The sequence below is a fragment of the Staphylococcus intermedius NCTC 11048 genome (genome assembly GCF_002902385.1).
Lineage (GTDB): Bacteria > Bacillota > Bacilli > Staphylococcales > Staphylococcaceae > Staphylococcus > Staphylococcus intermedius.
The window spans coordinates 1-957 of the sequence record NZ_PPQH01000100.1 but is presented as its reverse complement, the minus strand read 5'-3'; the positions used below and the strand labels follow the sequence as shown (position 1 = coordinate 957).

Genomic DNA, 957 nt, shown 5'->3' with positions numbered 1-957 from the left:
TAAAAATATTTGATGTTGTTAAAACTTGGGAATTTCATATTATTTAACCTCCTTAATTTCTGCAAACGCAAGCATCATTTGAGCTTGCTGTTCTTCCAACATTTTAATTCTATTTTCTTTTTCTGCATTATCTAGTAACGTTTGCGCTAACATTTTCTGTGTTTCTTTAAGTTGATGTGTGCTTTCGGCAACCGCTATTTGTGTTTCTGCTATCATCATTTCTTGAGGGGTGAGTTCAACCTCATCGTTTTTAGGCAAACTCTTTTCAAACTCTTCTCTTGTAGATCCGACCCATTCGTTTTTGTCAGAATTAAAATAAAACGGGCTATAAATACCCTCTGGCGGTGCTAACTCAGTCCAATCTGACTCGGGATACTGATATTCACCGTCAATATCTCTAAATACTAAATAAGGTGTACCATCGTACAAATAAACCTGTTTAAAGTCCATAATTGAACCTCCTTTTATAGTGGTAGTACAGTGTGAATTGGATACCAGTCTGTAGATTTCATTTCGGAAATAGCGAAAGATGCGCGTTCCATCTTTATTTCTCCGTTTTTTGATACTGTCCATCTCGCAGTTGTTGCTACGCCGTTTTTAATTGAAGAATTTTGAGTGAATGAACATGTTGACGTTATTAATTTGGAAATGTTTCCTGGCAGTGTAGCGATAACAGTATCATTTGTTGTGATGTTCGAAACTGCTCCTTTTAACTTTAACGTTATATCACCATTGTTATTTACAAGTTTGTAATACGGTATATATGTGTCTCCGTATGATTGAACTCCATTAATGAGGTTCAAAGGTAACCAACCTGTATCTGTTTGTCTATTGTTTATTTGTTCCCAGTCAGACCAAGTGTTGTAAAAACGTTTTAACCATATTTGTGTAGAATTGTAAGGTTGAAAGATGATACGTTTTACAATTTCTTCTCTTCGTTCAACTATCGCAAATCCG

General features: G+C 35.2%; 1 protein-coding gene and 1 pseudogene. Both read right to left on the bottom strand.

Annotation, left to right across the window (positions count from 1 at the left end):
* Positions 1-39: 39 nt before the first annotated feature.
* Positions 40-450, bottom strand: a complete 411-nt coding sequence (locus CD138_RS12810; RefSeq protein WP_103266006.1) for a YomQ N-terminal domain-containing protein — start codon at positions 448-450, stop codon at positions 40-42.
* Positions 451-464: 14 nt separating this feature from the next.
* A pseudogene (locus CD138_RS14360) lies at positions 465-957 on the bottom strand (BppU family phage baseplate upper protein); the annotation flags it as partial.

Coding starts and splice junctions, on each gene's coding strand:
- CD138_RS12810 (WP_103266006.1), bottom strand. CDS start 450: ATGGACTTTAAACAGGTTTATTTGTACGATGGTACACCTTATTTAGTA.